This is a genomic window from Jonquetella sp. BV3C21 (assembly GCF_000468895.1).
GTDB classification, from domain to species: domain Bacteria; phylum Synergistota; class Synergistia; order Synergistales; family Dethiosulfovibrionaceae; genus Jonquetella; species Jonquetella anthropi.
Window position 1 is genome coordinate 16344 of sequence record NZ_AWWC01000025.1, and the last position, 13871, is coordinate 30214.

General features: G+C 60.3%; 15 protein-coding genes. 11 read left to right on the forward strand and 4 right to left on the reverse strand.

Annotated elements, in window-relative coordinates; translation table 11 throughout:
- Window positions 1-215 precede the first annotated feature (215 nt).
- The 11 genes from HMPREF1249_RS06580 (at window position 216) to HMPREF1249_RS06625 (ending at window position 7229) form a co-directional block, all read left to right on the forward strand.
- Complete coding sequence (locus tag HMPREF1249_RS06580) at window positions 216-1247, forward strand: ABC transporter ATP-binding protein (protein WP_008522959.1); 1032 nt, start codon at window positions 216-218, stop codon at window positions 1245-1247.
- Window positions 1244-2116 carry a carbohydrate ABC transporter permease gene (locus HMPREF1249_RS06585; protein ID WP_008521341.1) on the forward strand — a complete coding sequence of 291 codons (873 nt, stop codon included), beginning with the start codon at window positions 1244-1246 and terminating at the stop codon, window positions 2114-2116. The genes HMPREF1249_RS06580 and HMPREF1249_RS06585 overlap by 4 nt, the downstream gene beginning before the upstream one ends.
- 10 nt (window positions 2117-2126) lie before the next feature.
- Window positions 2127-2945, forward strand: coding sequence for a carbohydrate ABC transporter permease (locus HMPREF1249_RS06590; protein ID WP_008522958.1), 819 nt, complete (start codon window positions 2127-2129; stop codon window positions 2943-2945).
- 59 nt (window positions 2946-3004) lie between these two features.
- Complete coding sequence (locus tag HMPREF1249_RS06595) at window positions 3005-4285, forward strand: ABC transporter substrate-binding protein (protein WP_021776055.1); 1281 nt, start codon at window positions 3005-3007, stop codon at window positions 4283-4285.
- Window positions 4286-4299: 14 nt separating this feature from the next.
- Window positions 4300-4908, forward strand: coding sequence for a CD3072 family TudS-related putative desulfidase (locus HMPREF1249_RS06600; protein ID WP_021776033.1), 609 nt, complete (start codon window positions 4300-4302; stop codon window positions 4906-4908).
- A gap of 135 nt (window positions 4909-5043) precedes the next feature.
- A complete protein-coding gene (locus HMPREF1249_RS06605) occupies window positions 5044-5598 on the forward strand; it encodes a biotin transporter BioY (RefSeq protein WP_008522957.1) in 555 nt (184 codons plus the stop codon).
- A 154-nt stretch (window positions 5599-5752) separates the two neighbouring features.
- Window positions 5753-5968 carry a DUF1659 domain-containing protein gene (locus HMPREF1249_RS06610; protein ID WP_008521336.1) on the forward strand — a complete coding sequence of 72 codons (216 nt, stop codon included), beginning with the start codon at window positions 5753-5755 and terminating at the stop codon, window positions 5966-5968.
- Window positions 5969-6008: 40 nt separating this feature from the next.
- The gene (locus tag HMPREF1249_RS06615) at window positions 6009-6221 is read left to right on the forward strand and encodes a DUF2922 domain-containing protein (protein WP_008521334.1); all 213 of its coding nucleotides are present in this window, start codon (window positions 6009-6011) and stop codon (window positions 6219-6221) included.
- 30 nt (window positions 6222-6251) lie between these two features.
- The gene (locus HMPREF1249_RS07895; protein ID WP_008522956.1) at window positions 6252-6419 is read left to right on the forward strand and encodes a YvrJ family protein; all 168 of its coding nucleotides are present in this window, start codon (window positions 6252-6254) and stop codon (window positions 6417-6419) included.
- A gap of 97 nt (window positions 6420-6516) precedes the next feature.
- Window positions 6517-6858: a YcbK family protein gene (locus HMPREF1249_RS06620; protein ID WP_021776037.1), complete on the forward strand. Its 342-nt coding sequence runs from the start codon at window positions 6517-6519 to the stop codon at window positions 6856-6858.
- Between the two features lie 173 nt (window positions 6859-7031).
- Window positions 7032-7229 carry a cold shock domain-containing protein gene (locus tag HMPREF1249_RS06625; RefSeq protein WP_008521330.1) on the forward strand — a complete coding sequence of 66 codons (198 nt, stop codon included), beginning with the start codon at window positions 7032-7034 and terminating at the stop codon, window positions 7227-7229.
- A 173-nt stretch (window positions 7230-7402) separates the two neighbouring features.
- On the opposite strand, the gene grdD is transcribed toward HMPREF1249_RS06625, so the two are convergent.
- The 4 genes from grdD to HMPREF1249_RS06645 form a co-directional block, all read right to left on the reverse strand.
- Window positions 7403-8557 (reverse strand): glycine/sarcosine/betaine reductase complex component C subunit alpha, encoded by a 1155-nt coding sequence (gene grdD / locus HMPREF1249_RS06630; protein WP_008521329.1) that lies wholly within the window; start codon window positions 8555-8557, stop codon window positions 7403-7405.
- A 14-nt stretch (window positions 8558-8571) separates the two neighbouring features.
- A complete protein-coding gene (gene grdC / locus HMPREF1249_RS06635; RefSeq protein ID WP_008521327.1) occupies window positions 8572-10092 on the reverse strand; it encodes a glycine/sarcosine/betaine reductase complex component C subunit beta in 1521 nt (506 codons plus the stop codon).
- 201 nt (window positions 10093-10293) lie between these two features.
- A complete protein-coding gene (gene megL, locus HMPREF1249_RS06640) occupies window positions 10294-11481 on the reverse strand; it encodes a methionine gamma-lyase (RefSeq protein WP_008521325.1) in 1188 nt (395 codons plus the stop codon).
- A 154-nt stretch (window positions 11482-11635) separates the two neighbouring features.
- The gene (locus HMPREF1249_RS06645) at window positions 11636-13786 is read right to left on the reverse strand and encodes a glutamine synthetase III (protein ID WP_021776049.1); all 2151 of its coding nucleotides are present in this window, start codon (window positions 13784-13786) and stop codon (window positions 11636-11638) included.
- Window positions 13787-13871: the final 85 nt, after the last annotated feature.

The following is a 13871-nucleotide window of genomic DNA, read 5'->3' on the forward strand; positions in this document are numbered from 1 at the left end:
TCTGTGAAGCTCGTTCCGGCTAACATCTTAGCGTGCCGCTTTTAACCTGTCCAGCCGGAGCCGGGGCCGGGCGAGGAGCCGCAGGGGCAGCCGACGCAGGAAAGAGGGCCATTCGCGCGGAGGCTTGAAGCAGCAGGAGCGTTGACTTCAATAATATAAAGCATTATTATTATATTTATTCATAAAAAGTTGTTTAGGGACATGGGAGGACGACGATGGATCTGACGGTATCCAATCTTTCGGTCGGGTACGACGGAAAAACTGTGGTGGAGGACCTTTCGTTCCGCGTTCCGTCCGGGAGTCTGCTATCGCTTTTGGGCCCCAGCGGGTCGGGAAAAACGACGGTGCTGAACGCCTTGGCCGGATTCTTGAAGCCTGCCTCAGGCGATATTCGGTTTGGCGAGCGGATGATTCAGGATTTGCCGCCCGAAAAGCGCAACGTGGGCATGGTCTTTCAGAACTACGCCCTTTACCCTCACATGACCGCTTTTGACAACATCGCTTTCCCGCTGAAGATTCAGCGTCGAAGCCGCCGGGACATAGAGCGCGCGGTGAAGGAAATCGCCGGCCTGACCCGTATCGGCGACCTGCTGGACCGCAAGCCGTCCCAGCTTTCAGGCGGTCAGCAGCAGCGGGTCGCCATCTCGCGGGCCCTCGTGAAGGGGCCGGATCTGCTGCTGATGGACGAGCCGCTTTCCAACCTCGACGCTGCCCTGCGGGTTCAGATGCGCCAAGAAATTCGCCGTATCCAACAGGAGGCGGGCATTACTGCGCTGTTTGTGACCCACGACCAGGAAGAGGCGCTCAGCCTGTCGGATCGAATCGTCCTGCTGGACGCCGGGCGGCTTCAGCAGGAGGGGACGCCCAAAGAGCTTTACATGGCGCCGCGCAACCTCTTCACGGCCCGGTTTTTCTCCAACCCGCCGGCCAACGTCCTTGAAACCAGTTCGGCCGAGTTGGGCCTTTTGTGGAAGCCCCGCGCCCTTCCGGCCCGGGCTGCCACGGCGGTCATTCGGCCTCACATGTTGGAGCTTTGCCCTGACGCGCCCCTTTCGGGAACGGTCGTCAGCGCGGAAATTCTCGGCCGGGAGTGCTTGGTCCGGGTGCGGTGCCTCTCGTCGACTCTGACGGCTCTGACGTCCAGCGCCAGCGTTCCGGCGGTTGGGACGACACAAGGCGTCGTTCTGAAAAACGAGCCGTACTTTTTCGATTCGTCCGGCGCCCGAGCTGGGGAGGACAGGAGATGAAAAAGTTCCTTTACGGCCTGCTCTGGATTCTGCCGGCGTTGGCCGTGCTGGGGATTTTTACCCTGTACCCCGCGGGGCGCACTGTGGATATGAGCTTTTACGCCCGGTACAACTACTTCCGCGACGCGGTGTTCGAGCGCGGACTGAGCAACTACGTTTACCTGTGGAACGATCCGGACTTCTGGAAGGCGGTTCGCAACACCCTGTTTTACGTCGGGTTCACGCTGCCGCTGTCGGTGCTGTTCGGGCTGGGAATCGCTCTGGCTCTCAACGGACCGGCCCGCCTGCGGCGGCTGTTTCAGACCGTCTACTTTCTCCCGTTTGTCACCTCGTCGGTGGCCGTCGCTTTGGTGTGGAACTGGATGTTTCACTCGACCCACGGGCTTCTCAACTTCCTGTTGGAGTCGGTCGGGATCAGCCCGAGGGCGTGGCTTGAGGATCCCGACTGGGCGCGGTGGGCCCTCGTCATCTTGGGCGTGTGGAAGAGCACGGGCTACAACGTGCTGATATTTCTGACGGGACTTCAGACGATTGACGAGCAGTACAGCCGTTCGGCCGCTCTGGACGGCGCCGGATTTCTGCAGCGAACTTGGTACGTGACGCTGCCGCTCCTTTCACCAACGCTTCTTTTTGTGAGCGTCATATCGGCCATTCAGTGCTTTAAGATGTTCGACCTGTCCTACACGCTGTTCCGAAACAGCGTCGGCCCGTCGAGCTGCGGCATGACGTTGGTGTACTACGTTTACGAGAAGTTCTACAACCAGCACCACTACGGCATCGCCTCGGCGGCGGTGCTGGTGCTTTTCGCCGTCATCTCGGCGTGCAACCTGATTCAGTTCAGGATTGGCCGCCGGCGGGTTCACTATTAGGAGCCGGGCCATGAGACGACTGGGACTCTTTTTAATGTACGCGGTGCTGCTGCTTGGCGCGTTTCTGACCCTTCTGCCGTTCGTCTGGATGATATCCACGTCCCTCAAGACGCCCGGCGAGGCGTTCGCCATGCCGCCAATTTTTATCCCTCAGGTCTTTCACTGGGAAAACTATTTGCAGGTGGCGAAGGAAATTCCGCTGTGGACGTACCTGTTCAACAGCTTTTTCGTCACCGTCTGCGTGACTGCTGGGACGCTCGTCACGACGATTTTCGCCGCGTTTGGCTTTTCGCGGCTTCACTTTTTCGGTCGGGACGTCCTGTTCGCCCTCTGCGTGGCCACGATGATGATTCCGGGCGAAGCGCTGCTGATCCCCAACTACGTCACCCTGTCCAAGATGGGGCTGGTGAACACCTACACGGCGCTTATTCTGCCGTGGACGGCCAGCGCGTTCTGCATTTTCCTGCTGCGCCAGTATTTCTTGTCCGTTCCGGAAAGCCTGTACAATGCCGCCCGGATTGACGGCTGCTCGAACATTCGGTTTCTCTTCCAGATCATGGTTCCGCTGGCTCGGCCCGCTCTGGTAACGATCGGGCTGTTGCGGGTCATTTTGAGCTGGAACGAGTTCCTCTGGCCGCTCATCGTCACTGATCTTCCCCAAATGCGGACGCTGCCTGTCGCCCTGTCAGTCTTCACCAACGAGGCGGGCATACGGTACCACCTTCTGATGGCGACCGCGACGGTCATTATTCTGCCGATCATCGGGCTGTATCTTCTGTTTCAAAAGAACTTTCTCCGGGCGGTGGATAGGGCCGGAACAAAAGGGTAGTTTCTCCTTTCGGCGACGGAAGGGTTACGATATCTTGCACTCTACAGGAGGTCATCAGGTTGAAGAAGTTTTTGTCTGGAGTAGGCGTCGTTTTAGCGGCGGTCGGGCTGTTCTCCGCCGGCGCGTGGGCCAAGGAAGGCGGCAAGACGATTCAGTTCTGGCACGCCATGACCGGCGAGAACGAGGCGGTTTTGAAGGACATCGCCGCCAAGTTCAACGCTCAGGACGAGTACAACGTGGAGCTCGTGTTCCAAGGGCACTACCGGGATCTGTTCGCCAAGCTGGAAGGCGCGGCCAAGGCGAACAACATGCCGGCTCTGGCGATGATTTACAACAACCGTCTCGTCTCCTACGTGCTGAACGGATTTGCTCAGCCGCTGGACGACATGATGGCCGATCCCAAAAACGGCTTCACCAAAGAAGAGCTGGCCGACATTCCGGAATTTCTCCGCGAGTCCAGCGTCTGGGACGGCAAGCATTACGCCCTGCCGTTCAACAAGGGAACCTTCCTCCTTCTGTACAATAAGAAGATGTTGGCCGACAAGCACATTGCCGTCCCGACCACGTGGGCCGAGCTGGAAGCGGCGGCCAAGGCCCTGACCGACCCGGAACACAAGGTCTACGGGCTGGCGTTCAACCAGTCGGTTATGATCGACGGCAGCCAGTGGGTCGAGCAGGCCGGCGGGCACGTGTACGACGAGGCTAACGACAAGATCACCTTCAACGAGGAACCGGGCGTCAAAGCCTACGAGTTCTTGGTCGGCCTGATCCGCAACGGCTACGCCCGTATTGCCAGAGAAGAGAAGTACATCACCGGCCCGTTCGGCCGCGGTGAAGCTGCGATGGGCATCACCCAGATGTCCCAGCTTCCCAACATCAACGAAGCCTGCAAGGCCGGCGGCATCGAATACGGCGCGGCCCCGCTTCCGAAGGACGTCAGAAGCGCCAGCCTGTTCTCCGGCACCAACGTGGCCATCTTCAACACCTGCCCGGAAGCCGACCGTCAGGCGGCGTTTCGGTTCCTCAAGTTCTTCCTGAAGCCCGAAAATCAGTGGGAGTGGGGAACCCGCTCCGGCTATCTGCCGCTGAGCTGGCAGATCCTCAAGAGCGACAAGTTCAAGGCTTTTGCCGAGAAGGAAGACCCGGGCAAGCTGGCCGCCCTGCCGGCGTTTGAGAACGGCTTCATCGATCCTCGGATCGTCAACGGCTACGCCATCCACGACAATATGTCCAAGGCTCTCGACGCCATCCTGCTGGAGAACAAGCCCATCAAGCAGGCACTTGACGACGCGGCTGCTCAGGCGTGGAAGGAAATCCTCGAGGCGCGCAAGGCGTTCTAATCGGAGGAACGGCAATGAAAAGGGCCGCGCTTCCCGAGCGAACCGGCTACGTCGTGCTGGCTCACTGCCTTCTCAACGTCTGCGCCAAAGTCGACGGGTACGGATCCTATTCGGGCGCGCTGAAAGAGTTGGTCCTCCCGCTCATTAAAGAAGGCTGGGGGATCGTTCAGCTGCCCTGTCCGGAGACGACCTTTGCCGGACGCCGCCGGTGGGGGCAGACGCGCGACCAGTACGACACGCCGGCCTACAGGCGACACTGCCGTGCCCTGTTGGAACCGGTTTTGGATCAACTGGAGGACGACATAAAAAACGGTGTCACCGTGCTGGGCGTCGTCGGCGTCGAGGGCAGCCCGACCTGCGGGGTGACGAAAACCTGCATCGGCTATCTGGGCGGCGTCATTTCCGACCCGGAGGCGATCAGCCGGTCGGTTCGCGGGTGCCGGGCCGTTCCCGGCCCGGGGGTTTTCATTCGGACCCTTCAGGAAGAGTGGAGCCGCCGCGGCCTGTCGCCCCTGCCGATGACCGGCGTGGACTCGGAAAAGCCGTCCACGTGCCGATGGAGCTCGGTCAAAAAACGCCTTCTGTCCGCCTGTCGGACGGAAGACGAGCGGGAAAAAGACTGATACACAGCCTGCCGCCCTTCTGGGCGGCAGGCCTTTTATCTCGCCAAAATTAATAAATTGTAAACTTAAACTATAATAATAGTTGACATAAAGCGGCCGCGTCGGCATAATGGGTCTATCTTAAAAAAGGGAGCGATGCGGTTGAAAGCTCGTTCAATGGTGCTAATTGCTCTTTTTGCGGCGCTGTGCGCGGTCGGCGGACGGATCGTCGTTCCGTTGGGGCCTGTTCCGTTCACGCTGCAGTTCTTTTTCGTTGGGCTTGCCGGCCTGATGCTGGGGGCCCGCGACGGCGCTCTGGCTATTGTTGTTTACGCGCTGGTCGGCCTAGCTGGGGCTCCTGTCTTCAGCTTCGGCGGCGGCCCGGGGAGTTTCGCCCATCCCACCTTCGGGTTTATCTTAGGCTTCATCGCCTGCGCGTTCACGATCGGCCTTCTGGCAGGCGGGAGCCGCAGCTTCGTGCGCTGCCTGCTGGCGAGCTTTGCAGGGCTCGCGGTCCTTTACATCTGCGGCGTGCCTTGGCTCTGGTTTGTCATGAACCATGTCAACGGCGTGGCCATGCCGTTCGCGAAGGCTTTAACAGCCGGCTGCCTGATCTTCCTTCCGATGGACTCGGTGAAATGCGTCGTCCTGTCCCTGCTTGGCTGTGCGGTGAACCGCCGTCTCAGCGCTGCTGCGGGCCAGTCGAAATAGACCCAATTATAAAGAGCTCTCCCAATGCCTGACGGCCTTCGGGTGAGCTCTTTTTACGCGCCCAAATTACTTAAAGTATTTATTTTTTCGGCCATATTGACAAGTAAATCGGCAAATGATAACATACTGTCATCATAAACGAGGAGGTGAAAACATGGCAACTCAGGTATTCCGCAAGAGCGTGCTCCAGCTGCAGACTGCTGCTGGGACGACTCCTTCGGGGCAGCCCAAGTACCGCACGTCGTCTGTCAACGGTATTGCTGGAAACGCGACCGCTGACTCTCTGTCAGCGATCGGTTCCGCTCTGGGCGCTCTGATCGAGCCGGAAGTCGTGAGCCTGATCCGGCATGACACGTCGGTGATTGAGTAGGCGAGGTGCGAGTGAGAGATGACGAAAGGAGGTGAAACGTATGGAGACGAAGTCACTGCGGCTGGCGTTCAGCCGGCCTGACGAGAGCCAGATGACCATCACGCTGCCGTCCCCTAAGTCGGGGCTGGACAAGGCGGCCGTCAGAACGGCAATGGAAACTGTCGTGGCTCAGAAGGCGGCGTTCGTTCAAGGGCCTTCCGGCTTGCTGAAGGCGGAAGTGATCGCCCGGAACGTCACGGACCTGCTGGCGTAAGGCAGGAGTTGAAGAGAAAGGAGGCGCGATGTGGACGAGTCGATGACCGGATGGCTTCAAAACGGCTTTGCAGTCGCCGTGGCGGCGTGGCTTTTAGTGCGCACGGAACGGAAACTGGAAACGCTGACCGAGGCCATTAACGAGCTTCAGAGGGCGATAGCCTCTCTGAGAAGGGGAGGTGACGGCAGGTGGGAGTAAGAGAGCGTCAGATTCTAGCGATGATTTTCGTCCTGATGGGGCGGCTGCTCGAGAGCGGCGGAGTTCCCGACGACGGGAGGAAAAAGGAGGAACAACGATGACTCTGGTAATTTCTGACGGCATGTCGAAAAGCGCGGCACTGGCCGTATCGCCCGCCTGCCCGTGCTGCGGGCTCGACCTGACGGCGCCGGAGCTGGACGCGGCGGTAAAAAAGCTGTGGGAGCGCGTCGGCCCCCTGCGCATCACGAGCGGAACTCGGTGTCCCAGCCACAACAGGGCCGTGGGCGGCGTTCCCCGCAGCCGGCATTTACGAGGCCGGGCTGTTGACGTCGCCGCTGACTCAGGATTGCTGAGGGCCATCTGCCGGGCTGCGGAAGAGTGCGGCTTTAATCAGATTTTGCCGTATCAGGGAAAAGGATATGTTCACCTTGGAGTGTAGTCCTCGCCGGGGACCGCCAGACGACGAGCGAACCAATCGGTTCGCTCGTTTTGCATAAAAATAAATCCAAGATTGACTTTTAAGGGTAAATAAAGGATAATTCTTCCAGTGACGCAAGTCACAGCTTCTTGCACCGCGAGAGGCAATATTTATTTTTTGGAGGCACACGCGTAATGAAAGGCACTGTCAAGTGGTTCAATGCAACGAAAGGCTACGGCTTCATCACCACTGAAGAGGGTAAGGACGTTTTCGTTCACTTCAGCGCGATCAATATGACCGGCTACAAGTCCCTGGACGAGAACGACTCGGTTGAGTTCGACGTGGTTGAGGGCGAGAAGGGTCCTCAGGCCGCGAATGTGGTGAAGCTCTAAGCTCCGCGTGAGCCCAAGAAGCTGAACTATCGGCGGGTTCTTTTCGGATGTCCGAAAAGAACCCGCGTTTTTTTGTTTTGATGCCTTTGTTTCTCCCCTTGCGTCCACATTTTTGTTCATTAAAAAGAGGCCGGACGGCTTTTGCCGTCCGGCCTCTTTTTTGTTCGTTCAGACTAGATGAAAGAGGCGGCCTTGAGGATTTCCTTGGCCTTCTCCTCGTTTTTCTTGTTCAGCTTGACGACCGGGCCGGTGCAGCCCATGGAGCTTTCGGCGTAGATGCCGTTTTTCCAGAGCTCGCGCACCGCGTCCTCAATAGCCAGCACGTCGACGCCGTGAATCTCCTCGTCGGTGGGTTCGGCGGCAGGCGCCTTGATTTCCTCCGCGGCGGCCTGAGGCTTGGGAAGGAAGGAGGCGATCACGTCGTCCAAACCGGCGTTCTTCGCGGCGGCCATTTCCTGGGCGACCAGCTCGGGCAGCTTGCCGGAAGCGGCGGCGCCGCAGTAGGCCAGCGCGTTGGCGATGACCGGCGCGCCGCTGGCGCGGGAGATGATGTTGACCACGTGCTTCCAGCCCTCGCCGGCCGACGGGCCGTAGCCCCAGCCAGTGGCCTCGAAGGAACCGCCGGTGGAGAACGACGAGAACATCTTCATCAGCACGTTGCCGGTCAGAGTGTCGCAGACGCAGATGTCGACAACGCCCTGAAGGATGTCGTTGCCCCGGAGAACCGAGCCGCCGTCAGCCCGCTTGCTTTCGCCGAAGGTGATGGGGTAGCCGGCTTCCTGAAGCTTTTTGAGGGCCTTGAAGACCAGCTGGGCGCCTTCGACGTTTAAAATGCCGACTGTGGGGTTCGTCTTGCCGATCGACTTGGCGACTGCAATGCCCAGAACGGTGTTGCGGATCATGGCCTCGACCCGGTTGATGGCGCTGGTGCCGGTCGTCGAAGCGACGATCATATCCCGGCCCAATGCGGGGGTGAAAACCCGGCCGATGGTGGTGACGCCCATGGGGAACGGGTGGTGCATGGCCACGATTCCAGCCACGCGGCCCGAGCCCATCGCGTCGTCCATGGCCTTTTCAAGGTCAACTTCCGTGTCGGGAGTTTCGATCCACTCGAGGTCGTCGTACCCTTCGACCTTCTTGGGGCCGATCATGACGACTTTCAGCCCCCGGTTCTGTTCCATCGCCAATTTGGCCGCCCGAACGGTTTCCATCGGGCCGTGCTCGCTGCCGCAGGCCTGAAGGCCTACTTTAACGCAGGGGCCGCCGCTTTTGGCCGATTCGATGACTTCGGCGAGAGCCTCGCCGATGAGTTTGCGAACGTCAGACATTCGTCGTGACCTCCTTACTTCGTGAGGGAGGTGGCCAGCTCGCTCAGAGCCTCCAGCAGGGTGCTCTTGATGTCGTCCTTAGAAACGGCGGTTTCAGCGGCTGCCGGCTTTTCGATGATGAACGACGCGCCGTCGGCTAGGTTGGTCAGACGGGCGAGGAACAGAGATCCCTTGCCGATGATCATCGCCCGGTTGATCTTGCCCTCGGTGATCATGTCGGCGGCCTGTCCGATGAAGGGGGCGCCGGCGGGGATATGGCCCTGCGTGTGGGCGAAGCCCGGCAGGCCCTTTTCCTTGACGAAGTTCATCATGTCCTTCTTCTCGACGGCCTTCTTCATGACGGCCAGAGCGGCGATCATCTTGATGTTGGCCAGCGGCACGTTGCCGGCGCCGGCCGGCTCGGTGATTTCAGGAATGTGAAGCTCAGCGCCGAACTTGTCGACGTCGTTGTAGGTCAGGCCGGCTTTCTGAAGCGGATCCCAGGTCAGAACCTGAGTGATGGCCTGAGGAGCGGCGCCGGCGCCGACGGTGTGCTTGCCGAGGCAGTCAAGGCGCATTTCCGCGCTGTGGCCGTCCGGCGGGGTCAGAAGGACGGCGAACGAGCCAAGGCAGTCCTCAAGGGCGGGCATGCCCTTTTTGACGTGGTCGCGGCTGTTCATGTAGAGCTTCGGGATGGCGCCGCCGGCGATGACGATCACGTTTTTGCGCGTGCCAGCAGCCACCTGGGAAGCGGCGGCGATCATGGCGTTGACCGGGCCGGCGCAGAACCCGCGGATATCGCAGCCGGAAGCGTTCGGGCAGCCGGCGATCTCGGCGATGGCCTTGGCGAAGTTGCCGCCGCCGCGCTGGCAGGCGTCGCCTGCAGCCTCTTCGGAGCACTCGATGAGGAAGTCCACGTCCTCGGGCTTCATTCCGGTGTTCTTGAGCAGGTGGAGCAGGGTCAGAACGCTGCCGGCCTTGCTGGCGATGTTCTCCATCAGCACGTGGGGAAACAGGTTCTCGTCGACGCTGTGGCCGGAACGGACGCAGCCCACAACCCGGTCGCCCAGATAGAGTGGCAGGGCGGAGTGCTCAGACGTCTCCTTGGCGATTTCTTCGGCGTCGTGACCGGCTTCAAGGCGGGCCACCATGGCGTCGGTGATCAGCTCATGGGCCTCCAGCTTGGTCTTGACCTCGGCGGCATAGCCCTTCTCGAGCCAGACCAGGTCAAACACGTCGCAGATATCCATCAGCCCAAGGAACTCGTCCTCAGGCATGATTTCGCCGTAGCGGCCGAAGCGGGGCGCGTTGGCAATGCGGTTCTCGTACATCGGCTTCGGCTGGGACTCCAGCGCGTCGATGGGCATGGCGCCGATGTAGACTTGGTTGGGAGCGTAGTCCTTCGCTTCCTCGTAGGTCTGCAGGTGCTTCGGCAGAGCGGCGAGATACTCTTTCTCTCCTTCGCCGGCGGTGTACGGCGTGTTCCCGTAGTGGAACCCCAGCCCAGGAACGTGCTCCAAGCAGTAGGCGGAACCCTTGATGGCAACTCTCGACATTCGACAAACAACCTCCTCATAGGCTTTTGTTGACAGTCTTAAACGGCTGAACATTTCTTGCTGCCGATGTTTCATTATAAATGAAATCTTTCGCAAGGAAAGCGGTATTTATGACTCATCTGATTTTTTGTTATCTTGCCTGTTCCGTCGGCAAACACAAAAAGCTGGCCCTAAGCTTAGGGCCAGCTTTTTTATCAGGTCTTAAATTTTTGCCAACGCGGCGTCCAAGTCGGCGATGATGTCCTCAGGGTCCTCAAGGCCAACCGACAGACGGACGAGGCCGTCGGTGATCCCAGCGGCGTGCCGCTCTTCCGGCGAGTAGGGAGAGTGGGTCATCGAGGCGGGGTGCTGAATCAGCGTCTCCGTGTCGCCCAGCGAGACGGCCAGCGAGCAGACCTTAACGCTGTTCATCAGGGTGCGGCCTTCTTCGACGCCGCCCTTCAGTTCAAAGGAGATCATGGCGCCGAAGTCCTTCATCTCCTTAGCTGCGATGTCGTGGCCCTCGTGGGACGCCAAGCCGGGGTAGTAGACCTTGGCGACCTTCGGGTGCTTGTCCAAGAACTCGGCCACCAATTTGGCGTTGGCGCAGTGGCGCTCCATGCGGATCGGCAGGGTCTTCAGCCCGCGGATAATGAGGAAGGCTTCCTGCGGTCCCAGCACGGCGCCGGTGCAGTCTTTCAATCCGACCCAGCGGATCGGGGAGGCCAGTTCTTTGTTGGTGACGACGAGCCCGGCGATGACGTCGCCGTGGCCGTTCAGGTACTTGGTCGCCGAGTGGACGACCACGTCGGCTCCAAGCTCCAGCGGCCGCTGAAGGTACGGCGTGGCGAACGTGTTGTCTACCACAAGGACGACGTTCTCATGGCTGTGGGCGATCTTCGAGACGGCGGCGATGTCGACGATCTTCAGGTTCGGGTTCGCCGGCGTCTCAAGGTACACCATGCGGGTGTTGGGCTTCATGGCGGCGCGGACTTCTTCCAAGTTCGCCGTGTCGACGAACGACACTTCAACGCCAAAGCGCGTCAGAGAGTGTTCCAGAAGGGCGAAGGTGCAGCCGTAAAGGCACGAGTCGGTGACCACGTGATCGCCGGCTTTGAGCAGCGCCCAGAAGACCGACGCGATGGCGCCCATGCCGCTCGATGTGGCGATGGCCTCGTCGCCGCCCTCAAGAGCGGCAACGCGCCGTTCCAGGGTGGCCGTTGTCGGGTTGCCCAGTCGGGTGTAGATGAAGCCTTCTTCTTCCAGAGCAAAACGGCGTCCGCCCTGCTCGGCCGAGTCGAAAATGAACGTGGACGTCTCGTAAATTGGAACGGCCAGCGAGCCGAAACCGTTTTTCTCTGCCCCAGCGTGGATAGATTGTGTGGCAAACCCAGGAACTTTCATGCCCATGCGAATCCTCTCCTTTACAAAAGATGACGGGTCGGCTTACCCGCGTCCCTCGCAGCGCGTAAGCCGTCCCGAAAATGCTTGTTATTATTATAACATATTCGCCTGTCAGAGCGGCAAAAACGGCACGCCTCCTGGGAGGCGTGCCGTCGTCGGTTTACTGTCTGGCTTGCTGGGGCGTCGTCGCCGTTGCGGAGAAAAGTTCTCTCGTCGTCGGGTAGGGCCACAGGTCGGCGCTGACCCGCGACTCGGCGAAGTTGGCCAGCCGGCGGAGTTCTTCCATAATAGGAAGGGCTTGGTCGGTCAGGACGTCCGCCGCTTCGAGGGCTGGCAGGCCGGGGAGCCGAGCCTTCAGGGCCTCGAGGGCGTCGGTCTGCTCGGCGATATCCGCCCAGCAGGCCGCGAGCTTTTCGCTCTCGTCGTCCCACTTGGCCTGCACCCGCTTGGGCGCGGCGGACACGCCGGGCCGCGCTGACTGGAGAAGCGATATCTGGCGGGCCACTGCCGGCAGGACGCCTTCCCTCATCATGGTGATCAGCACGGAAACCTCCACGGTGAGAGACTGAACGTACTGTTCAACCCGAATGGCGTGGTAGGCCCGGACTTCCCGCTCGTCCATGATTCCGAGCTTGGACAGCAGCGCCAAGTTGGCTGGCTCCAAGTACGAGTCAAGCGCCTCGATGGTGGTCTCTTTCACCGGCAGGCCGCGCTGACGGGCTTTCTCCGGCCAGTCGGCGGCGTAGCCGTTGCCGTCAAATCGGCAGGCTTCGCTTTCGTCGGCAGCCAAGCGGATCGCCGAAAGGGCGGCTTCCTGAACGGTGGCGCCGTCGGACATCCGATTGCTGATGACCGTCGCCATCGCGTCGAGCCCTTCGGCCCACAGGGCCAAGCAGGCGGTCAGAGGCCCGGCGAGGGCCTGAGGGGCACCGACGCCGCGGAACTCCCACTTGTTTCCCGTGAAGGCCACAGGGGACGTCCTGTTGCGGTCGGTCGAGTCGCCGGCCAGCTGAGGAAGACGGGTGAGCCCCAAGTCGAGCAGATGATCGGCCTCGGACTCCTGCAGGTCGTCGCCGCCGGAGGCGATTCGGTTCAGCACGTCGGTCAAGAACGACCCCAAGTAGGCGGTCATGATCGCCGGAGGCGCTTCGTGTCCGCCGAGCCGGTGCATGTTGCCTGCCGAGGCGATGGACGCCCGCAGAAGGCTTCCGTTCCGAGCCATGCCGATCAGGAACGCGGAAAGGAAGGTGAGGAACTGAATATTCCGCGCCCGATTGGACGACGGCTTGAGCAGGTTGCGCCCTTCGCTGTCCCTCAGCGAGAAGTTCAGGTGCTTGCCGCTCCCGTTGGTGCCGTTGAACGGCTTCTCGTGGAAGATGAGCTTCAGGCCGTGCCGCCGGGCCATTCGGCGCATCACTTCCATCAGCATGTGGTTCTGGTCGCAGCCTCGGTTGGCTTCCGACGGCAGGGGCGCAAACTCAAACTGGCAGGGCGCCGCCTCGTTGTGGCGGGTCATGATGACCGTTCCGAGCCGGTACATGTCCCGCTCCACGTCTTCCATAAAGGAAAGAATACGCGGGTGAATCGAACCGAAGTAGTGAGCTTCCACGTTCTGCGCCTTCGGGGACGGCTGGCCGATCAGGGCCCGGCTGCAGATCGTCAGGTCAGGCCGGCGGGCGGCGGTATCGGCGTCCAGCAGGAAGTACTCCTGTTCGGCGCCCACCGTGACCTGCACGGACTTGACCGACCGGTTGCCGAACATCTTAAGCAGCCGGAGCGCTTGGTTCGTCACTGCGTCGATGCTTTTTATCAGCGGGGTCTTCATGTCCAGCGGCGTGCCGTCGTAGGAGATGAAAACGGAAGGAATGCAGAGCGTGCCGCCCTTGTGGCTCATCAGGAGGAACGCCGGGCTCGACGGATCCCACGCGCAGTAGCCGCGGGCCTCAAAGGTGGAGCGCATGCCGCCGGACGGGAACGACGACGCGTCCGGTTCGCTGCTGATGAGCTGTTTGCCTGAGAACGAGTAAAACGGCTTGGCGTCGTCGTCATACGAGAGGAACGCCATGTGTTTTTCAGCCGTCGCCTCCGTGCGGGGCTGGAACCAGTGAGTATAATGGGTAGCGCCCATGCTGAGAGCCCACTCGCGCATGGCGCAGGCGGCAGCCTCAGCCACGTCGTTGTCAAGCTGTGTCCCGCCTTCAATGGCGTTGACCAGCTTCTTGAACGCCTCTTGGGGCATGTAGTTTTTCATCTTGTCCAAGTCAAAAACGTGAGCGTTGAAAATTTCCATCGGTGTAGATGTTGCGCCCATACGATCAACTCCTTCAGATGTTCTGCAAGATTTCACGTTTATACTCCATTTTGACAGTGATGGCAAGAGTAAAAGCAAAAAATAA

What these genes read in the sequence shown, in the direction of transcription:
- HMPREF1249_RS06625 (WP_008521330.1), top strand. Translation starts at nt 7,032, where the DNA reads ATGAAAGGCACTGTCAAGTGGTTCAATGCAACGAAAGGCTACGGCTTC.
- HMPREF1249_RS06610 (WP_008521336.1), top strand. Translation starts at nt 5,753, where the DNA reads ATGGCAACTCAGGTATTCCGCAAGAGCGTGCTCCAGCTGCAGACTGCT.
- megL (WP_008521325.1), bottom strand. Translation starts at nt 11,481, where the DNA reads ATGGGCATGAAAGTTCCTGGGTTTGCCACACAATCTATCCACGCTGGG.
- HMPREF1249_RS06600 (WP_021776033.1), top strand. Translation starts at nt 4,300, where the DNA reads ATGAAAAGGGCCGCGCTTCCCGAGCGAACCGGCTACGTCGTGCTGGCT.
- grdC (WP_008521327.1), bottom strand. Translation starts at nt 10,092, where the DNA reads ATGTCGAGAGTTGCCATCAAGGGTTCCGCCTACTGCTTGGAGCACGTT.
- HMPREF1249_RS06585 (WP_008521341.1), top strand. Translation starts at nt 1,244, where the DNA reads ATGAAAAAGTTCCTTTACGGCCTGCTCTGGATTCTGCCGGCGTTGGCC.
- HMPREF1249_RS06590 (WP_008522958.1), top strand. Translation starts at nt 2,127, where the DNA reads ATGAGACGACTGGGACTCTTTTTAATGTACGCGGTGCTGCTGCTTGGC.
- HMPREF1249_RS06580 (WP_008522959.1), top strand. Translation starts at nt 216, where the DNA reads ATGGATCTGACGGTATCCAATCTTTCGGTCGGGTACGACGGAAAAACT.
- HMPREF1249_RS06645 (WP_021776049.1), bottom strand. Translation starts at nt 13,786, where the DNA reads ATGGGCGCAACATCTACACCGATGGAAATTTTCAACGCTCACGTTTTT.
- HMPREF1249_RS06620 (WP_021776037.1), top strand. Translation starts at nt 6,517, where the DNA reads ATGACTCTGGTAATTTCTGACGGCATGTCGAAAAGCGCGGCACTGGCC.
- HMPREF1249_RS06605 (WP_008522957.1), top strand. Translation starts at nt 5,044, where the DNA reads ATGCGGTTGAAAGCTCGTTCAATGGTGCTAATTGCTCTTTTTGCGGCG.
- HMPREF1249_RS06615 (WP_008521334.1), top strand. Translation starts at nt 6,009, where the DNA reads ATGGAGACGAAGTCACTGCGGCTGGCGTTCAGCCGGCCTGACGAGAGC.
- grdD (WP_008521329.1), bottom strand. Translation starts at nt 8,557, where the DNA reads ATGTCTGACGTTCGCAAACTCATCGGCGAGGCTCTCGCCGAAGTCATC.